Below are 22,909 nucleotides of genomic sequence, written 5' to 3'. Positions count from 1 at the left end.
TGCTTGGCTGATTTACTGACTGTTCATTGGCTCCGCCACGCACAGGCCGCCGCCGCGCTGCGCCAGCAGCGGCTGACGCTCTGGCTACGTGGCTCGCCGGATTGGACAGCCGCCGCTGCTCGGCACTGTGTCGTCGCGCTGCCGCAACTGGAGCCGGTTTGTCTCGCTGACCGCCCAATTTTGAGCACCATTCCCAGCCAACCGCTCCAGCGGGCGCTCAGTTTGCTGGGGCGGGATTTGGAACTGTTGATCGTCGATAGCTGGAGCGGCTTTGACCCCGATGGTTTTGGGGCCGCGACCGGCGCACTGCGCGGCGGTGGCGTGCTGATTCTGCTGACCCCGCCGCCTGTCGATTGGCTCCAGCGCCCCGATCCGCATGCCGACCGCATCGCCGTTTGGCCATTCACGCCCGCGCAGATGCGCCAACGCTTTCTGATGCGCCTGATTCAGGTGCTCGACTCTGACCCCGCTGTATGGCGCTGTGATCAAGCACAGGCCGACCCGCTGCCCGCGAGCCTCGCACTCACGCCAACACCGCGCCCCGCGCCGCTCGTCGCTGATCTCACTCAGACTGTAACCGCTGATCAAGCTGCCGCTGTCGCCGCGATCCTCAGCACCGCACGCGGTCGCGCCCGTCGTCCGCTGGTGCTGACTGCGCATCGTGGACGCGGCAAGAGCGCGGCGCTGGGGCTGGCCGCCGGTCAATTGCTTATCAATGGGGCGCGACAGTTGGTCGTGACCGCGCCGCGTCGTGCAGCGGTTGCCACGCTCTATCGTCATGCCGAGGCGGTTGTGCGGGCGCAGTTGAGCGCAACGGTGGCGAAAGCGGCACTACACGCCCTGCGCTTCTGCGCACCGGCGGATCTGCTCGAACAGGCAACGGCGGCGGATCTCGTATTCATCGACGAAGCGGCAGGCATTCCGACCCCATTGCTCACCGCTTGGCTCGAACACTATCCGCGCCTGATTTTTGCCAGCACCGTGCATGGTTACGAGGGCACCGGACGCGGGTTTGAAATCCGCTTTCGCGCCGCGCTGGAGCGCCTGACCCCGCATTGGCGGGCCTTGACCCTGACAACGCCGATCCGCTGGGCGGCAGATGATCCGCTCGAACAGTTGGTCAATCGTGCCCTATTGCTTGATGCGGCACCGGCATCCAGTGCGACAGTGCTGGCTGGCCGTTGCCGAGATCGCGCCTGAACTGGCGTGGCTCGACCGCGATGCGCTGCTCGCCGATGAAGCAACCTTGCGCGAGCTATTCGGCTTGCTGGTGCTGGCGCATTATCAAACGCGCCCGCTCGATCTGCGGATGCTGCTCGACGGCCCCGAGGTGCGCGTACTGGTCATGCGCTGTGCTGGACGGGTGGTGGCGACACTGCTAGTTGCTACCGAAGGGGATATGCACGATCCGGCGTTGCGGGCGGCGATCTTTCGCGGCGAACGCCGACCGCGTGGCCATCTGCTGCCGCAAACGCTGTCGGCTCATGCTGGATTGCGCGATGCGCCTAGCTTACGTTATGCGCGAGTGGTGCGGCTGGTGGTGCATCCGGCGCTGACACGGCGCGGATTGGCGCGGCGCTTGTTGGTCGAACTGGAGCGCACCGCCCGCGCTGACGGCATTGATCTGCTGGGCGCGAGCTTTGGGGCCACAGTCGAGCTGTTGCAGATTTGGCAAGCGTGCGGTTTTGCGCCAGCGCAGATGGGTACGCGCCGCAATGCCGCAAGCGGTGAACAAGCGGTAGTTGTATTACGGGCGCTGTCTGATGCCGGAGCGCAGCTCTTGCGACACGCCCAGCAGCGATTAGCCTTCGCTTTGCCGGTGTGGTTGGCTGGGCCATTGCGGACACTGGATCCACAGCTTGCGGCGCTGTTGATCGCCGCCGTGCCGCCGGATGCGCCGGTCGATCTACCGCACGATTGGCGCGATGAATTTGCTGCCTTTGTCGCCGGTTATCGGACATTAGCCGCCAGTTTGCCGCTGTTAGCGGCCGTCACGCGGCAGCAGTTGGGCGCAGCTTGGCGGGCGGGTCGGATCGAATTGGACGCAGCGGCGCTATTGGTGGCGGTGATTGTGCAGCAGCAGCCGCTGACTGATTTAGCCCCGCGTTATGGGGCGGCAGGACGCGAGGCGCTGTTAGCACGGGTACGGAGCCTGTGCGGAGAACTGGGTGCGGTGTCCAGGGTATCCAGCACGGGTGCATAAAAAAAGCGCGACTCATGGGTCGCGCTCAAAAAATTACCACCAAAGGAGGATGGAGGAGTGTACTGGAGCTGAAAACTTCAGTACATCATCAGTTTCTTATTTACTGAGATACTTGTCAACTGTTGCTTCCGGTTTTCAGCTTTCAGCCGCCCGCAATTGCGCTGAACACTTATAATTCCGCACTCACGGCTGATCCTTTGAATCGGCAAACTGTCCCGCATCTCTTAGCCATCCATCTTAAACAGCGTGCGCTGATCTGATTATTCTCATGTTTTTTACTCTTGTTTCGTTCCTCATCGCCCTTGCGATCCTGATTGCCATACACGAGTTCGGGCATTTCTGGATCGCACAACGGCTCGGCGTCAAAGTGCTGCGCTTTTCAATTGGTTTCGGGCGTCCGTTGCTGAGTTGGCGACGCGGTGCCGATCAAACCGAATATGTGATCGCGGCAATTCCACTTGGCGGTTACGTCAAGATGCTTGATGAGCGCGAAAGCGACGAGCCGATTCCCGCCGCTGAACGCGACCGCGCTTTCAATCGCCAAGTGCTCTGGAAGCGGGCGGCGATTGTGGTCGCTGGCCCGCTGTTTAACCTACTGTTTGCGATCATCGCCTACTGGGGGGTGTTCATGGCAGGCGATACCGGACTCAAGCCGGTGATCGGCACCGTGGAACCGACCTCCATCGCCGCTGAAGCGGGTTTTCAGCCCGGCGATCAATTACTGACTGTCGGCGAGCGGTTAACTCCGAGTTGGGAACAGGCGTTGCTGGCGCTGACCGTCGCGGCGATGGATGGTCAGGATCTCAGCATTCAGGTGCGCGACGCGAATCAACACCTGCGTGATCGGCTGATCCCACGCGAAGCCCTGAGCGGACTGACCGAAGAACCCAAATTGCTCGAACGGCTCGGCGTCACGCCCCAGCGTCCGGTGATTCCGGCAGTGATCGGCGAAGTGCTCCCCGGCGAACCAGCGGCAGAAGCTGGCTTGCAGGTCGGGGATCGTGTGCGCACGGTCGCTGGTGAGCCGATTACCGCGTGGCGCGAACTGGTCGAGCGCGTGCGTCAACAGGCCGGACAGCCGCTGTTACTGGAGATCGAGCGCCCGGGCGTGGGCGTGCAGCAGGTGACGATCAGGCCGCGTGCTGTTGAAGTCGAGGGTCAGATGCAGGGGCGCATCGGCGCTGGCGTGCAAGCGCGGGATGATCTGATGGCCGCTTATCTGGTGCGCATCGAGCATGGCCCGCTCGAGTCGCTCGGACTCGCGTTCACTAAAACCTATGAGATGAGCGCCCTGATGCTGCGCATGATGGGACGGATGCTGATTGGCGAGGCGTCTATCCACAATCTGAGCGGCCCAATCAGCATTGCCGAAACCGCCGGACGCTCGGCAAGCTATGGTCTGGAAGCCTTTATGCAGTTTCTCGCCGTCGTCAGCATCAGCCTCGGCGTACTCAATTTGCTGCCGATTCCGGTACTCGACGGCGGACACCTGATGTTTTATCTCATCGAGTGGATCAAAGGCAGTCCGGTATCAGAAAATGCCATGCTTCAGGGGCAAAAGGTCGGTTTTTTGCTGCTTGCGGCGCTGATGACGCTTGCCTTTTACGTTGACCTGTCACGGCTCTTGGGTTAAGCGCGGCGCATCCCTTATACTACCGCGCCTTAAGCCTGCCGAACGCCCGGCAGTTCTGGCCGCAATCAGGGGAAACGTCTTGCGCGTGAACACTCAGTTACTCTGCCACGGCGCTTGGCGCGCGCTCCTGTTGGGCACGCTCATGCTCAGCGTGCCGACAGCCGCCCGCGCTGAGGTCTTTCAGGTCTCAGATATTCGGGTCGAAGGCCTGCGCCGCATCGCTCCGGGCACCGTCTTTAATTATCTCCCCATTCAGGTTGGCGATACCGTAGCTGATGAAGCCACCGGCGGTTTAATTCGTGCGCTCTATCAAACCGGATTTTTTGATGATGTGCAGATTAAACGCGACGGCAGTGTATTAGTCATTGCCGTGCGTGAGCGTCCGGCGATTGCTGAAATCAAAATCAGCGGGAACCGCGATATTGAAACCAAAGCGTTGGAATCGGCGTTAGCTGACATCGGATTAAAAGAAGGGCGGGTATTTAATCGCTCGGTGCTCGACCGCATCGAACAAGAATTAGAACAGCAATATTTTGCACGCGGCAAATATGGCGTTTTGGTGCAATCGGTGGTCTCGCCGCTGGAACGCAATCGCGTAGCTATCAATATCGAAGTCATCGAAGGCTTGACGGCACGCATCAAGCAAATCAATCTCATCGGCAATCAAGATTTTACCACTGATGAATTGCGCGAGCTATTCGAGCTTGGCCCGACACAGTGGAATTCGTTTTATAGCAAAAACGATCAATATTCTAAACAAAAGCTTGCCGGTGATTTAGAAACCCTGCGCTCATTTTATCTGGATCGCGGCTATATCAAATTTGATATTAAATCGACGCAAGTATCGATTAGCCCCGATAAAAAAGATATTTATGTCACCGTCACGATTGACGAAGGTGAGCCATTCAAAATCAGTGATATTAAACTTGCCGGTGCGCCCTCGGTGCCCGCCGAGCAAATTTTTCCGCTGATTCATCTCAAACGTGGTGAATTATTCTCGCGCAAACTCACCACTGAGAGCGCCGAGCGCATCTCAAATTTATTAGGCGATGAAGGCTATGCCTTCGCCAATGTCAATACCATTCCTGAAATCAACGAAGACAAACACGAGGTCGCAGTGACCTTTTTCGTTGATGCCGGCAAGCGCGTCTATGTGCGGCGCGTCGAAATGAACGGCAACACTCGCACCCGCGATGAAGTCTTACGGCGTGAAATGCGGCAGCTTGAAACTGCGTGGTTTTCCTCGGATTTAGTGCGCAAATCGCGTGAACGCTTGCAGCGGCTGGGTTATTTTGAAGATGTCACCATTGAAACCCCTGCCGTGCCCGGGTCAGCCGATCAAGTTGATGTCGATGTCACAGTGAAAGAAAAACCTGCTGGCAATCTTGCTGCGGGTATCGGCTTTTCACAATCGGACGGCATTTTATTTAATGCCAGCATCACTCAAAATAACTTTCTCGGCAGTGGTAAGCGCGTCGCGGCAGCATTTAATAACAGCTCCTCAACCACCCTCTATCAATTCGGCTATACCAATCCCTATTATACGGTTGACGGCATCAGTCGCGGCTTCAATCTATCCTATCGTGAAACCGATTACGATGAGCTAGTCGGCGCAGATTATTCGACTAATGTTGGTCTAGCCAGTATGAATTTTGGCTTGCCGATGACCGATACCAGCCGCGCTGGATTAGGTTTAAGCTATCAATATACTGAGTTTACGGCGGGCGAATCCGATATTTCAAAGCGGTTTATCGAAAACAACGGCACCACCTTCGATGATTTCCTGCTCACCGCAAACTATACCAGCGATACCCGCGACAAGGCGCTGTTTCCGACACGCGGCGCATTGCGTACCATTCAAGCGGAATTAGCTCTGCCGGGCAGCGATCTGGAATATTATAAGCTCAGTTATAACGAGCAACTCTATATTCCGCTCACCTCGCGTTTTATCTTTTCGCTGAGTGCTAATCTTGGCTATGGCGATGGCTATGGCGACACGCAAAATCTGCCATTTTTTGAGAATTTTTATGCCGGTGGCCCGCATTCAGTGCGCGGCTGGCGTGCTAATAGTTTAGGGCCGCGTGATGTCAGCAATGATGATCCCATCGGCGGCAATCTCAAGCTCGCTGGCAGTATTGAATTATTTGCTCCAGCTCCAGTCGGCGGCGAATTTGAAAAAACGCTGCGTCTCGGTGCCTTTTTTGATTTCGGGAGCGTCTGGTCGAGTGATGATGTCACAGGCTTAGATTTAGATGGTGTTGACTTTGCCGATCTGCGCTATTCAACAGGTCTATCATTAACATGGCTGTCGCCGGTCGGTGCGCTGTCATTGAGTTTTGCGGTACCGCTGAATGAAGAAGAAGGCGATGATACCCAAGTCTTTCAATTCGGCTTCGGTCAGACGTTTTAAATTCGGGAGCGTTGCGTCATAGCATGAAAACACACGCTCGCTTTATACCTCTGATGCTGTTGCTTGGCGGTTGCAGTGGTTTGGTTGGTCTAATCACAGTCACGCCGCTTGCAGCGGCTGAAACCGAAACCCCAGCTTATCGCATTGCGGTTGTTGATCCGAATCGCGTTGTCGAGCAATCACCGCAATATGAAGCAGCACGGGATGCGCTCCAGCGTGAAATTGAAGAACGGGAGCGCAATTTACGCGAACAGCAGGAACAAATTGCCGCATTGCAACGTCAACTCGAACGCGATGGCTCATTGATGAGCGAAAGTGAATTACAGCGGCTCCAGAATGATATTCGCAGTCGCACGCGCAAAGTCAAATATGCGCGAGATGAATTTCAAGATGATTTTGCCTTGCGCCAAAATGAATTACGCACCCGCCTCAGCCGTCAGGTACAAGAAGTCGTGGTCGAATTAGCTAAAGAACAACAGATCGACCTAATTCTCAGCGAGGGTTTAGTCTATGCGCATCCCCGCATTGATATTTCCGAGCAAGTTATTGAGCGGCTTAAACGGGAATTTGCTGCGAATACTGCGCCGCGCTTGGATGCGACCTCTTCCCGCTAGGTATAGCCGCGCACTATTCGGCTTGGAGATTTTTCGTTGTGTCTATAAGTCTTGCTGAACTCGCCACCCGCTTGGGGGTGCCCTGGCGCGGTGCTGCTGAGGTTGCGCTGACCCATGTCGCGCAGCTTGACCAAGCCGAATCCGGCAGCCTGAGTTTTCTCGGCGATCCGGCCTATCGTCCCTATTTGGCCACAACGCGTGCGGCAGCCGTCATCGTCAAGCCGTCCGATGCCGCGGGCGCACCGGTGCCGCTGCTTCTCAGCGAGAACCCGTATCTGACCTTTGCGCAGGCGGCGCAGTTACTGCATCCCGAGCCGGAAGTTGTCGGTGGCATTCATCCATCTGCCGTCGTCGATCCGAGTGCGCAGGTTGATCCAAGTGCGTGGATTGGCCCGTTAAGTGTACTGGAAGCGGGTGCCAGCGTCGGGCCACGGGTGTTCGTCGGGCCGAGCTGCATTCTGGGCGCAGGCGTCAGCATTGGGGCCGACAGTCGGTTGGTGGCCCGCGTCACGCTCTGTGCTGGAACACAGATCGGTGAGCGGGCGCTGATTCATCCCGGCGCGGTCATCGGGCGCGCGGGTTTTGGCTTTGCCAAAGATGGCGAACGCTGGGTGCGCATTCCGCAGTTGGGGCGGGCGGTGCTTGGGGATGATGTTGAGGTCGGCGCGAACACGACCGTTGATCGCGGGGCCATGCGCGACACAGTGCTTGGGCATGGCGTCAAGCTCGATAATCTGATTCAGATTGGACATAACGTGGTTGTCGGCGAGCATACGGCGATGGCGGCGAAAACTGGCATCTCCGGCTCAACACAGATCGGGCGTTACTGTACACTAGCCGGTGCCGTCGGCGTAGTCGGGCATCTGGAGATCGGTGATAACGTCCACTTTACCGGTATGACGATGGTCACCCGTTCATTTAAGGAACCTGGGGTCTACAGCAGTGGCATCCCCGCCATGCCAAGCGCGGATTGGCGACGTAATGTGGCGCGATTAAAACAGCTCGATACGCTGACGCGCCGCGTCAAACAACTCGAAACTCTTCTTGCCAATATGAATGCCACACCCGAGCGGGAGGAATCCGAATGGATGGAACCGTGATGCGTGCTGCGCGTTCGGAGGACGTTGTGAGCACGATGGATATACATCAGGTGTTGCGGTTATTACCGCACCGCTATCCCTTTTTATTAGTCGATAAAGTCATCGACTACACGGTTAATGAGTCTCTGATCGCGCTCAAGAACGTGACCTTTAATGAGCCATTTTTCACCGGTCATTTTCCAGTTCGTCCAGTCATGCCAGGCGTATTAATTGTCGAAGCCATGGCGCAGGCAACGGGATTATTAGCGATGGCCTCGCGTCCCGATTTGGTCGGTGAAAAATCGCTTTATTATTTCGTCGGCATTGATAAAGCACGTTTTAAGCGCCCCGTTGAGCCAGGCGATCAATTGATTATGGAAGTGCGACTTGGCCCAGTGCGGCGCGGTATTTGGAAATTTGATGGCGAAGCGCGAGTCGATGATAAAGTCGTCGCGACCGCTGAAATCATGTGTACAGCGCGAGATTACGACGCTTGATTCATCCGAGCGCGATCATTGATCCGAGTGCCGAACTTGACTCGCGGGTCGAGGTCGGCCCATTTGCTGTAATCGGCGCACAGGTGCAAATTGACGCTGGCACGCGCATTGGCCCACACGCTGTCTTGCGCGGGCCATTACGCATCGGGTGCGATAATCGCATCTTTCAATTCGCGTCGGTTGGCGAAGATCCGCAAGATAAAAAATATCGCGGCGAACCAACGCGATTAGACATCGGCGACCGCAATCACATCCGCGAAAGTGTCACCCTGCATCGCGGTACCGCACAAGCGGAAGGTATAACGCGCATTGGTCATGATAATTTATTCATGGCTTATACCCATGTTGCGCATGATTGCGTGATTGGAAATCAGGTGATTTTAGCCAATGCCGCATCACTCGGCGGCCATGTTGTCATTCAGGATTGGGCAATTCTTGGCGGCTTTACCATTGTCCATCAGTTTTGTCGGATTGGTGCCCATGCCTTTTGTGCAATGGGATCAGTGCTAACACGCGATGTCCCGCCTTATGTCACAGTTGGTGGTCATCCTGCCGAACCGCATGGCATCAATAGCGAAGGCTTGCGGCGGCGGGGCTTTTCCCCGGAAGCGATTCGCGCCATTAAACGCGCCTACCGCACGCTCTATCTCGGACAACTTAAACTTGATGAAGCGCGGGCGCGAATTACCAGCATGACAGCGGAAACGCCAGAATTACAACCATTGCTGGAATTTATTCAGGCTGACGGACGTGGGTTGGTGCGTTGAATTTTTTGAATGACAGTTAAATGGCAATTAGGTAAAAACAATGAACGCAATTCGCCAAGTTTTCGATACAGCGACAACGCAATTACACATCGACTTACCGCCTGAGCTTCAGCATCGTCGTTTAGAGGTCATTGTGCTACCGCTCGATGAAGAAACCATAAAATCATCAAATTCAATTCATCCACGCTATCAAACGCTTGAAGTGAGCGAACGTTTGCTGTCTCAACGAGAAGATTTATATGAGCACTGATCCGTTTATTGATACGAATATCTGGATTTATGCGCATCTGAAAACACCAAGTGACTTAAAAGGTGATATTGCACGTAAGCTTGTTGAGTCAGATCAGCGTTTTGTTATTAGCACGCAAGTCTTAAACGAATATTATGCAGCTATGCTCAAAAATAAAGTTACCGATGCTTGGATTCAAAATAGTCTTGAAAAAATGATTCAAAATTGTGAGTTGGCTTTAGTTTCGTTGCCTGTTATTCGCCAAGCATATACACTAAAAAATCAATATTGTTTTTCACTCTGGGATTCGCTAATTATTAGTAGTGCGTTAGAAGCAGGATGCGCAATTTTATATTCAGAGGATTTGCAACATGAACAACGCATTGCAGATCAATTGACTGTTTGTAATCCGTTCAAAAATCATCTTAGCTAACGGCGCAAATTTAACAAAGTTGCGTATGTTTTAAGATGTCAACTCAAGCACCCACCATTATTCCTTCCCCCCCGCATCATCAACCGCTCTTGATTGGCCTAGTCGCCAATGAACCATCCGGCGATCTGCTCGGCGCAGCACTCGCACAGGCTATTCGCGCACATTGTCCAACTGTTCGTTTTATTGGCGTTGCTGGGCCGCACATGCGGGCTGCTGGTTGTGAAACATTGTTCGATCAAGAACGCTTATCCGTGATGGGCTTGATTGAAGTTTTACCCCATTTACCTGAATTATTTCGGCGGCGGCGGCAATTACGTGATTATTTTATTACGCACCCGCCAGCCGTCTTTATCGGTATTGATGCGCCGGATTTTAATCTCCCGCTCGAACATCAATTACGCAAGCACGGTATTAAAACCGTGCATGTAGTCAGTCCAACAGTGTGGGCGTGGCGTGCTGGTCGCGTCAAAACACTTCGCCGTGCAGTTGATCGGCTGCTCTGTCTCTTTCCATTTGAAGAAACCTTTTTACGCCAGCACGCAGTACCAGCTACCTATGTCGGCCATCCGCTCGCCGATGCAATTCCGCTGCATATTGATCAAGCGGCAGCACGAATTGAACTCGGGCTAGACCCAAACGCACCCACCATCGCTGTACTGCCCGGCAGTCGTGTCAGTGAAATGCAGCGTCTCGCTGCACCTTTTATTGCTACAGCATACTACTGTCGGCAGGCGCGACCAGCGTTACAATTCGTCGTGCCGCTAGTGAATGCGCGATTACGCGCATTATTTGAAGCTGAATGGCAGCGACAAGCGATTGATTGGCCGATTACGTTAATTGATGGCCGCAGTCATACTGTTATTGCAGCGGCAGATGTTGTATTAACTGCTTCCGGCACAGCAACACTCGAAACATTGCTACTTAAACGCCCAATGGTTGTTGCCTATCGGCTGCATCCCTTGACGTATTGGCTATTTACACGGCTGAAATTAGTTAAAACACCAGCCGTTGCATTGGCTAATTTGCTTGCCGTGCAACAATTAGCGCCAGAGTTTTTACAAAACGCCGCACAGCCGAAACAGATGGCTGCTGCGTTGCTGGCTTATTTTGATGATCCGGAGCGGGTCGCTGCTATTCAGGCAGAATATGCGCGAATTCATTCGACCTTACGCTGTTCAGCAGCAGATCGCGCTGCACAAACTATTCTGGAGCTAATCGCGCCGAATAAGGTGTAATTGCGTTCATCACCTGTTATACCAGCTTCGCTCATTGCTTTTTGACTCGCAGGCGCATCTATGAACCGCTCCGTCAATATCATTATTCCGTTTTTGATTGCCGCCTTGACGATTGCTGCTTGGTGGATTCTCAATCGCCCGAATGATGAGCCGGCGTGGCCAACGCAAATTCAAGGCTTTTCATTTTCGCCTATGCGTGCTGATGATGATCCGAGTCAAAAACGCTTTCCTTCAATTGATGATATTGCAGCAGATTTAGCTTTGCTCGAAGGGCGCGCTCATGCCGTGCGTACCTATACTGTTGAAAGTACGCTGAGTGAAATTCCGCGTCTAGCGGCTGAACATGGTTTAAATGTAACCCTCGGCGCTTGGATTGGCCCAAATGCAGCCGCGAATGAAATAGAACTGATGCGACTGCGTGAAATTCTCGCTGCCGGTTATCGTAATGTTGTGCGGGTGATGGTCGGCAATGAGGCCTTATTACGCGAAGATATTACCGTCACTAAATTAATTGATACGCTGGATCGCGTGCGCCAACTCACCTATTTACCGGTCAGTACGGCAGAACCCTGGCATGTGTGGCTTAAATATCCGCAATTAGTTGAGCACGTCGATTTTATTACGATTCATTTGTTACCTTACTGGGAGGGCGTGCCATTAGATCAAGCAATTGACTATGTTATCAGTCGCTACAATCAAATTAAAGCAGCTTATCCAGATAAACCAATTGTTATTGGTGAGGTTGGTTGGCCAAGCGGTGGACGACGTAATCGCGGTGCTGAAACGTCGCCTGCAAATCAGACGCGATTTTTACGCCGTTTTCTCGATGTCGCTGAATCCGAGCACTATATTTATTATGTCATGGAAGCATTCGACCAGCCCTGGAAGCTAAAAACCGAAGGCGCGACCGGAACCTATTGGGGGGTATTTGATGCCGACCGACAACCAAAGTTTAATTTCACTGAACCCGTTGTGCGTATTCCGCATTGGCGTGAATTAGCTGGATTATCAGTAGTGATTGGCGTATTACTGCTGACGCTGCTTTATCGGGATAGCTCGACACTTTCTAAACGTGGTAAAAGCTTTTTAGCCCTGATTACCTATGCTATTTCGACAGCGGCTGTGTGGATTGTTTATGATTATACGCTGCAATATATGACACCAGCGACGGTAATTGTCGGCCTGCTCTTACTAATTGGCGGCGTCGGCGTTATTGTGCTGTTAATGGCTGAAGCGCATGAATGGGCGGAATCAGTTTGGCTTAGAGGGTGGCGGCGACCCTTTCCGCTCCGCTCAGTGCCAGATGCGCAATTGCCCTTTGTGTCGGTGCATGTTCCAGCCTATAACGAACCGCCTGAATTATTAAAAGAAACACTCGATGGTTTAGCTGCACTAGATTATCCGTATTTTGAAGTATTGGTCATCGACAATAACACCAAAGATCCCGCTGTATGGGAGCCAGTGCGCGATTATTGCGCGATATTAGGTAATCGCTTCCGCTTTTTTCATGTTGATCCATTAGCTGGATATAAAGCTGGAGCATTAAATTTTGCTTTGCGCCAGACTGACCCGCGTGCTGAGGTGGTAGCGGTTATTGATGCTGATTATATTGTACGTCCACAGTGGTTACGTCATTTGGTTCCGGCATTTAGTGATCCTGAAGTTGCAATTGTGCAAGCGCCGCAAGATTATCGTGATGCTAGTCAAAATGCTTTCAAAGCTATGTGTATGGCTGAATATCGCGGCTTTTTTCATCTCGGTATGGTCACGCGCAATGAGCGCAATGCGATTATTCAGCATGGCACCATGACAATGATTCGGCGACAGACGCTGGATGCTGTCGGCGGTTGGGCTGAATGGTGTATTACTGAGGATGCGGAATTAGGTTTGCGGCTATTTGAAGCTGGGTATAAGGCGCTCTATATTCCCTGTACCTATGGTCAGGGATTGATGCCTGATACGTTTGCCGATTTTCGCAAGCAGCGTTATCGCTGGGCCTATGGTGCGGTACGTATTTTATTACATCATCGGCACGAATTATTAGGATTGCATCGAACCTCATTATCATTAGGGCAACGCTATCATTTTGTTGCGGGTTGGTTGCCCTGGTTTGCTGATGGATTTAATTTGCTGTTTAATTTTGCCGCCTTAGTCTGGTCAATAGCGATGATTGTCGCGCCGGATACAGTGACTCCACCCTATATGACGGTAGCGTTAGTGCCATTGGTATTGTTTTTATTCAAATTATCTAAAAGTCTGTTTTTATATCGGCTGCGAGTCACTGCGACGGTTCGGCAAAGTTTAGCTGCTGGATTAGCCGGATTAGCACTGTCGCACACCATTGCGCGGGCTATGTTTGGTGGGTTAATAACCGGAAAGCTTGGCTTTTTCCGCACGCCAAAATTGGCGCAAGCACCAGCAATTCTGCGGGCGCTGGCTGATGCTCGCGAAGAGGCGTTATTAGCAGTGGCGTTTTTATGTGCGGCCATTGCAGTATTGCAACGCAATGATGCGTTTATGCTGGATGTGCGTATTTGGGTAGCGGTATTAGCGGTGCAAGCAATTCCGTATTTAGCGACGGTATTGGTATCGCTAACCAGTGCTTGGACGCAATTAGCGGCGACACTGATTGGCCCGATGTCAGCAATGGATTGTCATCACGCCAATGGAATTGAGTCGCCGGTAACGCGGGTGGGGTAAGTAGTAAGTAATAAGCAGCGTTGTGTAAGTGATGCTGGGTGATTGTCATTCGCTAAACGCGATATAATTGGCATTGTTTGCGAATTATTCACCCAGTTTTTTTAAGCATAACCCTTCAAGCTATGGCCTTACACTGACGATTCAGGCCGCATGTGCGGAAATAACAGCACATCACGAATAGAAGGCGAGTCAGTAAAGAGCATCACTAAACGATCAATTCCAATTCCTTCGCCAGCCGTTGGCGGCAATCCATGCTCTAAAGCGCGGATATAATCGGCATCATAATACATTGCTTCATGATCGCCAGCTTCTTTTTCCGCGACTTGCGCCCGAAAGCGTTCAGCTTGATCTTCAGCATCATTTAACTCAGAAAAACCATTTGCGATTTCACGTCCGCCGACAAATAATTCAAAGCGATCCGTGACACTCGGATCGATGTCATTGCGCCGCGCTAATGGCGACACTTCCGTCGGATAGCGGGTAATAAATGTCGGATTGAGTAATTGGCTTTCGACTGTTTGTTCAAACAATTCGAGTTGCAGTTTCCCTAAACCCCAGCTCGGCTTTGCGACGATACCATGATGCTCTAATACGCTGCGCAAGCGTTCGTCGTCATCGACTTCAGTCGCTGTCAGGTTTGGATTAAATTGCAACAGGGCGTCACGTACACTCAGCCGCATAAAAGGTTGGCCAAAATCATAGGTCGCGCCTTGATAATGAATCTGCGTGGTGCCGAGAATATCCGTTGCCATGCGCCGGAGTAGATCTTCAGTTAAATCCATCAGATCATGATAATCCGCATAGGCTTCATAAAACTCCAGCATTGTAAATTCTGGATTATGTCGCGTTGATAATCCTTCATTGCGGAAATTGCGATTGATTTCATACACTTTTTCCAAGCCACCGACGACGAGGCGCTTGAGAAATAATTCTGGCGCAATGCGTAAAAATAACTGCATATCGAGCGCATTATGATGGGTGATAAAGGGTCGTGCTACTGCGCCGCCCGGAATCACCTGCATCATCGGTGTTTCGACTTCTAAATAGCCGCGCTGATTGAGATAATCGCGGATAAATTGCACGATGGTGGTACGCACGCGAAAAGTTTCGCGTGTGCTTGGGTTCATAATGAGATCAAGATACCGCTGCCGATAGCGACTTTCCATATCGGTTAGGCCGTGAAATTTCTCTGGCAGCGGGCGCAATGCTTTAGTTAATAACCGTAGCCCATCACAGCGCACGGATAATTCGCCAGTTTTGGTTTTAAAAAGCTGACCTTCGACGCCGATAATATCGCCGAGATCTAATTCGCGCTTAAAAAATTCATAGAGTGCTTCACCTAATTGCTCGCGCTGTACAAAGATTTGCAGACGCGCTGACATATCTTGAATATGCGCAAAACTGGCTTTACCCATCACGCGCCGCGTCATTAGGCGACCAGCAAGTTTGACGCGCACCGCACGCGCTTCTAATTCCGCTGCATCGCACTCAGCATAGTGCGCGAATAATTCGGCTGCGAGTGCATTACGGCGAAAATCATTCGGGAACGCATGGCCGTTTTCGCGTAAGCGTGTTAGCTTTTCGCGCCGTTGAGCGATCAGCTTGTTTTCGTCAAGCGCCTCAGTTGCGGTTGAATTAGGGGTGGTTTCCATGAAATGTCCTGAAACAAGCTAAAATGTTTGGAATCGCTCAGGGGGTTTGAACCGCTAAGACGCAAAGAACGCAAAGTTTTTAGGTGAAATGCGTTCATGCGGCGAGCGATCATTCTATGCGATCTGCGCTCGCCCGCTTGAGTTGCGTGAGTGGGCGCGGATGCTGTGCCTGAGCGATTGGGAAAATCGCGTGTATAGCCAGCTATTACAGCCCGCTTTTTAAGCTGGCCTCAATAAAGGGGTCAAGATTGCCGTCAAGCACGTTCTGAGTGTTGGCGATTTCGACGCCAGTGCGCAAATCTTTGATGCGCGATTGATCGAGCACATAAGAGCGAATTTGACTGCCCCAACCGATGTCGGATTTTGTCTCTTCGAGTGCTTGTTGACTGGCGCGACGCTTTTGCATTTCCAGCTCATAGAGCTTGGATTTAAGTTGCTTCATCGCCTGATCTTTATTTTTGTGCTGTGAACGGTCGTTCTGGCATTGCACAACAATGTTGGTCGGATTATGGGTGATCCGCACTGCTGATTCAGTACGATTGACGTGTTGACCACCGGCACCGCTGGCGCGATAGACATCAATTCGTAAATCGGCTGGATTGATTTCAATTTCGACTGAATCATCAACTTCCGGTGAGACAAAAACTGACGCAAAAGAAGTATGCCGCCGATTGCCGGAATCAAAGGGCGATTTACGCACTAAACGATGCACGCCAATTTCGGTGCGCAACCAGCCAAAAACATAATCGCCTTCAAATTTGATGGTCGCCGATTTAATCCCAGCCACTTCGCCCGGTGAGACTTCCATCAATTCGGTTTTAAAGCCGCGTCGCTCGCCCCAGCGTAAATACATCCGCAGCAGCATTTCGGCCCAATCCTGTGCTTCAGTGCCGCCCGATCCGGCTTGAATATCGACAAAAGCATTGCAGCTATCCATTTCACCGGCGAACATGCGCCGAAATTCTAATTCGGCGACCCGCGCTTCGTGTTTTTCTAAATCCGCTGCCAGCGATGCCAGGGTATCAGCGTCGGATTCTTCCGCCGCTAATACCAGCAAATCATCAGCATCAGTCAGCGCCGCCGTCAGCTCATCAATGGTGAGCACGACGGCTTCTAGCGTAGCGCGTTCGCGTCCGAGTGCTTGAGCGCGGCTCGGATCGTTCCAAATAGTCGGGTCTTCTAGCTCGCGCAGGACTTCGGTTAGCCGATCTTGGCGTTCGGCGTAGTCAAAGATACCCCCTAAGGGAGGCAACACGTCCCTTGAGGTCAGCGATTTGATGGGCAATTGGATTGATGTCGAGCATAAGGGGTTTCCGCCGGATGAAACGGTACAGTATAGCGACTGTGATGGCCGTCTTTCTAGTTGTAATCGGCCTGTATCAGCGCAGATAGCAATGCAGATCGCGCCTGTTGGCGTATTTGATCGCTGTCAACGCGGTTTTGTGTGCGCGAATGTGCATGTCAGCTTCATTAAACTTAATTAAAATTCAATTAAAATTTAATTAAATAAATTGCGGAGAAATGTATGACCAGAGCACGAAAACGGATATTAGGCGTCGGAATTGCAACGCTTGATATAATTAATCAGCTTGCAGAATATCCGCCGGAAGATGCTGAGGTGCGAGCTGTGGCGCATTATCGCGCTCGCGGTGGTAATGCGGCGAATAGTTTGGCGATGCTGGCGCAATATGGGCATCACTGTCACTGGTGCGGGACGTTAGCTGATGATGTGTCAAGCGATTGGATTCGCGCTGAATTAGCGCGTCAAGGAATCACAATAATGCTGGATACGCGCTGTGCAAATACGACGACACCGACTTCTTATATTGTTTTGAGTCAAGCAAGCGGCAGTCGCACAATTGTGCATTATCGTGATTTGCCTGAATTGGATGCTGCCGCATTTAATAGCGTGGCGCTTGCTGATTTCGATTGGGTGCATTTTGAGGGACGACAACCACGCGAAACCGCGCAAATGTTAGCACGGGTGCGCACTGCATGTCCGACGGCACAGATCTCAGTCGAATTAGAAAAGCCGCGGCCTGATTTAGAGCTGTTATTTGATGGGCCGGATGGATTGTTAATCAGTCGCGCTTATGCGCAGGCACTGGGTTTTAAACAACCGGAAGCCTTTTTGCGCAATTTAGCAGCCCGCACTTCCGCCGCTTGGCTGGTGCTCGGTTGGGGAGCAGCAGGTGCCTATTATTGGACGGCAGCCGGTGAATGTGGTGCAGTGCCAGCGTATCAGCCGGATCAGATATTGGATACGCTGGGCGCGGGCGATTGTTTGAATGCAGCAGTGATTGATGGTCAATTACGCGGTTTGGATCTAGCAACAACAGTCGCACGAGCGGTGCGTTTAGCTGGATTTAAATGTGGGTATCTGGGATTTGATGGCGTGGTGAATGCTGCCGAGTCGGTGATGTAATCTATGAATTGATGGATTGATGTTTTAATCATTTGATCCGGTTGCTGTTATCAGTGCAGTCAGTTTTGTGAATAGCTCTTGTTGTCGCAGTAGTGGTAATTGTGCAATGCGCTGCATGATGTCAGCAACGCTCATGCTATCAAGATGGGCTGTCAGCGCCGCAATAATTGGCGCAAGCAGTGTGCATTCTTCGGCATCTAAAGTATCCGGCGGTTGACGTGCTGTTTTTAGCCAGTGCTCGGTAGTGGATAAATCGAACTGCTTAATTCCAGCGAGTGCCAGCAATGGCTGAAGCCAAGCCTGAATCCGTGCTTGCCGTGCCTGTGCGTCGAGTTCAGCCTGCCGCGCTGCAACCGCTTGGCATAAGGGTTCAAGCCGCGCCCGCTCCGCCGCTGCCAGATAGGTCGGCGCGGCGCTGAGTTCCTGCATCATGCGGGCGCAGGTCTCGGCGTCTAGTTCGGCAATCTGCGCGGCGTCGAGCCAACGCCGCGCGATCCAGTCGATAGAACGCTGACGGGCGCGGGTCAGGCGCTGTTGCAGCAGTCGTGCATAGATCGCCACCATATCCCAGCTTGGTTCAAGCTCGCGGGCGGCGAGATCGGCGGCTAGTTCGGCGAGTTGCTGCGCGACCTGACGCCCAAGCAAATCTTCCAGCCGTTCGACCGCCCAATCACCGACATCCCAAGCGGCGACATCGCTCAGGATGCGCTCTAACTGCACGTTCAGGGCGCTGACTTCGCTGGCATCGCGGGTGTCAATAAACAACGGCTGCAAGCGCAGCGCCCGTGCTTGGGCATCGCGCACGGCGTCCTCAGAATCAAGGGTCGCATCATAGAGGGCGCTGAGTTGTGCTCGCTGGTGGTCGAGCTGGGTGCGGAGACGCTGTTGACGTTGGCGAATCGCGTGGATGCGGGCCTGAATTTCTGCATCATCTAGGGTGCCGCGTGCCTGCTCGACGGCGACAATCAGCCGCTCGCCCTGTTCGATGTCATCGAGCAGCGCCCGCACCAGCGTCGAGTCCGATGGCTCAGGCTGGCGCGGATAATCGTCACTTTCGGCCAGCGTCAGGGCGAAATGTTGGCGCGTCTCGACCTGAAAGATCGCCCGCCGCGCTTGTTCTTCCAACGCCTGTGCTTCAGTGGTGAAACCCAGCTCGGTCAAGCTGGCGGTGGCCTGTTCGATCCGACGCCGAAAGCTGCCGACATCAATGGCGTTGTGGCAGCTTTGGCGCGGAATCCAATCGGCCAGTCGCGCCGCGATCATCTCGCGCACCGGACTGAGCAGTTGCTGACAGGCGGCGACGGCAGATTCAGGCCAATAGGCGGCATCGCTTAGATCGTGCTGTTTCTGGTGAAGCTGACTGGCGAAATGCAGCAGCTCACCGACGTTATTTTGCCGCTCGGCACGCTCAATGCGCTGTTCCCAGTCATCAAGTTGCGTTTTAAATTGGCGTAGCTTGACCGCCGCTTGTTCGGAACGGTCGCGCAAATAGCTGTACGTGCCTTCGAGCACTTCCGGGATCGGATCGACGCGCTGCATCCGCTCGGCGTCCTGAGCAAGCTTGACCAAGCGTTCGTAATGCTGTTCGTGTTCCCAGCGCTCCAGTAGCGCCCGCCATCGTCCCTCGGCATCTTCAGACAAAAAACGCAATGTGGTGCGTTCGAGCACCGCTGGTTCCAGAGAATGCTTGCCTTTTTGGGTCGGAAACGCCAAGCCGAGCCAATCAGCAGCAGCGATCAGCGCCCCGTTCTGTTCAAGTCGGCGCGGCGGATGCTGACCGCCGATCAACAGTGCGAGCAGCACGCCCGCTGAGGCGCTATTCAAGCCATAGGGTGGGGCAATCAACATCTGATAGGACGACCAGAGCGTGTGCGTCGGCTGGGTCAGATGCACCTGTTGCAAGGCATCGAGCGCCGCGTTAATGCCGGAATGTTCCGGTGCGATCAGCTTGCCAGTGCTGGCCAGCACGCGCCAACTTTTGACTAATAGCTCCTGAACGCGATTCTGTAAGCGTTTCGGTTGCGCCTGCACCCAGAGGCCGTCAACCTGACGCGCAATCAAACTGCGCATCAGTTGTGCCGCATCCGCCGCTCCGCCACCGCTGGCGGTCGCAAAGCCGTCGAACGGAAACGGCAGCAGTTGCGGATACACGCGGGCAAAGATCGCCGCGCCGACAGCTTTCATGCGTCCATCTGGAATGCCGTCAAAACCGGCGATCCAGTACAGACGTTCTTTGAGCGCCGTCGTGATCGCATTCTTGAGCGCCTGCTGACTGCGCGTGCGTGCTTCGGGAATAAAGCGGCGCAGGCGTTCCTGTTCTTCAGCAGACAGTGATTCGTCAAACAGATGCAGGCGTCCGAGATGTTCGGCAATCACACCCTCACGATCCTCAATGCCTGCCACCCACAACGGCAGCAGCGGCTGGTTCAGGCGCTTGCATTCGGCAGCCAGCGCCTGCTGAATCTGCGCCTCGCTGGTCGGTAGATCGTCTGTGGGATACAGATACAGATACAGAATGTGGCCTTTGGCCGTGTTTGGATGCAGCGACTGCGCCCAGTCCTGCGCTGCGGTCTTGATCGCCTGTTCGATGGTATGCCGCTGGGCATAATGCGGCGTGTAAAACCAATCATTCGTTGCAACCTCGTGCAAGCGTCCGAAATCGGTCTGAATTTCGCCCAGCCCACCCGCTTTGGCGATAGTGCGTACAAACAGATTGCGGATCGCGTCGGGCGTCAACTGCGCCTGACGGTGCCGCAACCACTGCTGAAACTGACCCCGCGTCGTGGCATCGGCGATCAGTTCGTAGTGACCGAGATCGGGATTCCATTCCAGCACCCCAAATTCCTGCATCAGCGGCGCAAGTGCCGCGTGCAGCGTCGCGCTGTCGAGCGCCGTCGCCTCGCCGAGTAGCGCATCCATACGCGATTGCTGCTGTTTGGCAATGCGCAGTTTTTCCAGCACCGCGACTCCAGCCAACACCAAGCGTTGTTCGGGCGTGAGATGCGCTTGCAACTTTTCCAGCAACAGTTGCAACGTCTCGGCCACGCTGGCACCGGTTTCGCGCTCGGCAGCGATCATCTGCGCTAACAGCCCGTTCAAAACCAATTCAGCAGCACTGATGCGCCGCAATCCGCGCTGATCTTCGGCGGCGCGGTTGGCAAACTGCTCAAGTACATCTTTGATGATCGTCAGCGCCGAACGCGACTGCACAACATCGCTCTGGCGCGTCAAAAACCAAGTCGCCAGCGGATGCAGCGGCCAACTGCCGCGAGCGATCACCTGCGCAAAGCGGTGCGGCTCATACCAAACCGGATGGTTCGCAAATCCGGGCACCGCCGCCGCCAACCGCTGCCAACTTGTCGTCTGTGCAGCATCCGCGCCGGTGCGCTGCCAGAGCGCGTCTAAGGCCGCTTCATCCTTGCCGAGTAAATGCGCAACAATAGTTTCCAGATTCGTCGAAAGATAAGATTTATCCGCCGCATCAAAGCGCGTGATATAGCGTTGTAATTGCCGCAGATCGGCGCTGCTAAAGCGTTTGAGATAGGTTTTTAATTCATATTGAATAAAACCGACAAAACGCACCTTGCCGCTATTATCCTGCACACCCTGAAAAATTTGCTGCAATGCTGAATCACCCGCGAGTTGCGGTTTTTCGGCGGCATATTCAAGATAACGCCCAAATTCATCAAATATAATCAGCACACTAGCAAATGCGCCATCCGGCCCGCAATAAACCTCGCACAGTGTATTTAATAATTCCTGTGCTGATTCCTGACCAATCACCGGAATCGGTGCGCCATTCGCATCACGATAAATCGCATCGACTGCCGTATAAACCGCTTCATCTTGCTGGCGCAGTGCAGTGACAATTGCTTCAGCCGTCCAATCGGGTAATTGACGCGCAAAGGCATCAGCGCGAATAGTTAGATTCCGCTCGACGAATTGTTCAGCAGTCTGAAAACGCGGTGAGAGCGCACGAATCGCCTCGGCATCGACGCCGTAGCGTTCTAATTGCGCAAATACGGCTTGACTGAGCGCATTGCCGAGATGAAAACCCGCCATTCCATCGAGCGCAAGCACCAAGACTGGGCGGCCCAATTGTGCGAGATTGTTACTGACTGTTTGCCCGATAGCGGCATCAGCTTGGGTGAGCTGGTCGATAATTGACGCAGCAATGGCTGAATCGGGCGCACTGAGCAGAGAAGCGATAGCAGTGGCTAAATGCGATTTACCCGCGCCATAGCCGGCGACGGCAAGCAAATAGGGATTGCATTCAGCTCCAGCGAGACCGGAAAGAATAGAGTCGAGTAAATCGCCAACAAAGCTGGCGCTATCTTTAAGACGATGACTGACGCTAATGCCTTCCTGTTCGGCTTCACCTGCGCCATGATAGCGCGGCCCATGAAAAACATAAGCGCAAGCAGCATGTTGCGCCTGTTCGGGGCGATCTTGAATCCAGCGCAATTGCACTGCGCCTTCAAAAAAATGCTCCTGATGAAAGCAAACCAGATCGCCGATTTTCATATTAGTATTTCATTTCCAAAATACTTAAGCATTTAAGTCGATATGCGTAAAGATTCTAGGGCGTCAATAGCCGTCAAAATGCGTAATTCGGGTAACGCAGGTGCATCAAGTAAATCACGATCACCGGAAACAAGCCACGGCACCTGAGCTGCTAAAGCTGTTTGAATGAACTTATCGTCATCGGGATCCCTGCAATAGGTTTTAGTTACAAGGTGTGACGGAATTTCAACCCATTCAGCAAAAGCACTTAAATCACAGATAATTTTTTGACGGTGCTCAGAACTGATATAGCGATCAAATTTAGGTCTCAAAAGCCGTGTTTCCAGTTCAGAAAATGTCTCAGAAGAGAAAATTGGCCGCCCAATTTCGAGAACCAAACGAATAAGAGGCTGTCTAGAAACTGGCAAATCAGTTTTTTTCTAGCCAGCGGCTAATTTATAGCGAACTTGATTATTGCAAATTTGGCGAAGCAACAATCGACTAGACGCTAAGTAAACTTGAGACTCAC

17 protein-coding genes are annotated in these 22,909 nt (G+C 53.2%); 13 read left to right on the top strand and 4 right to left on the bottom strand.

The window, feature by feature from the left end:
- Positions 1-3: 3 nt before the first annotated feature.
- The 12 genes from BLW10_RS14275 (at position 4) to BLW10_RS08450 (ending at position 13,800) form a co-directional block, all read left to right on the top strand.
- Complete coding sequence (locus tag BLW10_RS14275; RefSeq protein ID WP_245709254.1) at positions 4-1,200, top strand: tRNA(Met) cytidine acetyltransferase TmcA domain-containing protein; 1,197 nt, start codon at positions 4-6, stop codon at positions 1,198-1,200.
- The gene (locus BLW10_RS14270) at positions 1,160-2,203 is read left to right on the top strand and encodes a GNAT family N-acetyltransferase (protein ID WP_245709252.1); all 1,044 of its coding nucleotides are present in this window, start codon (positions 1,160-1,162) and stop codon (positions 2,201-2,203) included. The genes BLW10_RS14275 and BLW10_RS14270 overlap by 41 nt, the downstream gene beginning before the upstream one ends.
- Positions 2,204-2,465: 262 nt before the next feature.
- On the top strand, positions 2,466-3,836 hold the full coding sequence (rseP, locus tag BLW10_RS08495; RefSeq protein ID WP_177169030.1) for an RIP metalloprotease RseP: 1,371 nt from the start codon (positions 2,466-2,468) through the stop codon (positions 3,834-3,836).
- Positions 3,837-3,978: 142 nt separating this feature from the next.
- Positions 3,979-6,246 (top strand): outer membrane protein assembly factor BamA, encoded by a 2,268-nt coding sequence (bamA, locus tag BLW10_RS08490; RefSeq protein WP_091333936.1) that lies wholly within the window; start codon positions 3,979-3,981, stop codon positions 6,244-6,246.
- Positions 6,247-6,269: 23 nt separating this feature from the next.
- Positions 6,270-6,860, top strand: a complete 591-nt coding sequence (locus tag BLW10_RS08485) for an OmpH/Skp family outer membrane protein (RefSeq protein ID WP_091333887.1) — start codon at positions 6,270-6,272, stop codon at positions 6,858-6,860.
- Positions 6,861-6,898: 38 nt separating this feature from the next.
- Positions 6,899-7,960 carry a UDP-3-O-(3-hydroxymyristoyl)glucosamine N-acyltransferase gene (gene lpxD, locus BLW10_RS08480; RefSeq protein ID WP_091333885.1) on the top strand — a complete coding sequence of 354 codons (1,062 nt, stop codon included), beginning with the start codon at positions 6,899-6,901 and terminating at the stop codon, positions 7,958-7,960.
- A 35-nt stretch (positions 7,961-7,995) separates the two neighbouring features.
- Complete coding sequence (gene fabZ, locus BLW10_RS08475; RefSeq protein ID WP_245709250.1) at positions 7,996-8,436, top strand: 3-hydroxyacyl-ACP dehydratase FabZ; 441 nt, start codon at positions 7,996-7,998, stop codon at positions 8,434-8,436.
- Positions 8,433-9,203 carry an acyl-ACP--UDP-N-acetylglucosamine O-acyltransferase gene (lpxA, locus tag BLW10_RS08470; RefSeq protein ID WP_091333882.1) on the top strand — a complete coding sequence of 257 codons (771 nt, stop codon included), beginning with the start codon at positions 8,433-8,435 and terminating at the stop codon, positions 9,201-9,203. Before fabZ ends, lpxA begins: the two co-directional genes overlap by 4 nt.
- A 40-nt stretch (positions 9,204-9,243) precedes the next feature.
- Positions 9,244-9,453 (top strand): hypothetical protein, encoded by a 210-nt coding sequence (locus BLW10_RS08465; protein ID WP_091333880.1) that lies wholly within the window; start codon positions 9,244-9,246, stop codon positions 9,451-9,453.
- Complete coding sequence (locus BLW10_RS08460; protein ID WP_091333879.1) at positions 9,443-9,865, top strand: PIN domain-containing protein; 423 nt, start codon at positions 9,443-9,445, stop codon at positions 9,863-9,865. The genes BLW10_RS08465 and BLW10_RS08460 overlap by 11 nt, the downstream gene beginning before the upstream one ends.
- A gap of 35 nt (positions 9,866-9,900) precedes the next feature.
- The gene (gene lpxB, locus BLW10_RS08455; RefSeq protein WP_091333877.1) at positions 9,901-11,100 is read left to right on the top strand and encodes a lipid-A-disaccharide synthase; all 1,200 of its coding nucleotides are present in this window, start codon (positions 9,901-9,903) and stop codon (positions 11,098-11,100) included.
- A 60-nt stretch (positions 11,101-11,160) separates the two neighbouring features.
- On the top strand, positions 11,161-13,800 hold the full coding sequence (locus BLW10_RS08450; protein WP_091333875.1) for a glycosyltransferase: 2,640 nt from the start codon (positions 11,161-11,163) through the stop codon (positions 13,798-13,800).
- Positions 13,801-13,928: 128 nt separating this feature from the next.
- On the opposite strand, the gene lysS is transcribed toward BLW10_RS08450, so the two are convergent.
- Positions 13,929-15,452 (bottom strand): lysine--tRNA ligase, encoded by a 1,524-nt coding sequence (lysS, locus tag BLW10_RS08445; RefSeq protein WP_091333874.1) that lies wholly within the window; start codon positions 15,450-15,452, stop codon positions 13,929-13,931.
- A 205-nt stretch (positions 15,453-15,657) separates the two neighbouring features.
- Positions 15,658-16,756 (bottom strand): peptide chain release factor 2 gene (gene prfB / locus BLW10_RS08440; RefSeq protein ID WP_143117042.1). Its coding sequence is split into 2 segments (ribosomal slippage): positions 15,658-16,680 and positions 16,682-16,756, totalling 1,098 coding nucleotides; the frame shifts between segments, so codons are not numbered across the junction.
- Between the two features lie 221 nt (positions 16,757-16,977).
- Between prfB and BLW10_RS08430 the strand changes: the two genes are divergently transcribed.
- Positions 16,978-17,877, top strand: coding sequence for a PfkB family carbohydrate kinase (locus BLW10_RS08430; protein WP_177169028.1), 900 nt, complete (start codon positions 16,978-16,980; stop codon positions 17,875-17,877).
- A gap of 24 nt (positions 17,878-17,901) precedes the next feature.
- Here BLW10_RS08430 and BLW10_RS08425 read toward each other — a convergent pair whose 3' ends face one another.
- On the bottom strand, positions 17,902-22,401 hold the full coding sequence (locus BLW10_RS08425) for a hypothetical protein (RefSeq protein WP_091333871.1): 4,500 nt from the start codon (positions 22,399-22,401) through the stop codon (positions 17,902-17,904).
- 32 nt (positions 22,402-22,433) lie between these two features.
- Positions 22,434-22,778 (bottom strand): putative toxin-antitoxin system toxin component, PIN family, encoded by a 345-nt coding sequence (locus BLW10_RS08420; protein WP_177169027.1) that lies wholly within the window; start codon positions 22,776-22,778, stop codon positions 22,434-22,436.
- Positions 22,779-22,909 lie beyond the last annotated feature (131 nt).

It is taken from the genome of Allochromatium warmingii, assembly GCF_900107145.1.
Taxonomy (GTDB): Bacteria; Pseudomonadota; Gammaproteobacteria; order Chromatiales; family Chromatiaceae; genus Thermochromatium; species Thermochromatium warmingii.
The sequence above is the reverse complement of the archived record's forward strand: the minus strand, read 5'-3'. Positions and strand labels throughout refer to the sequence as shown.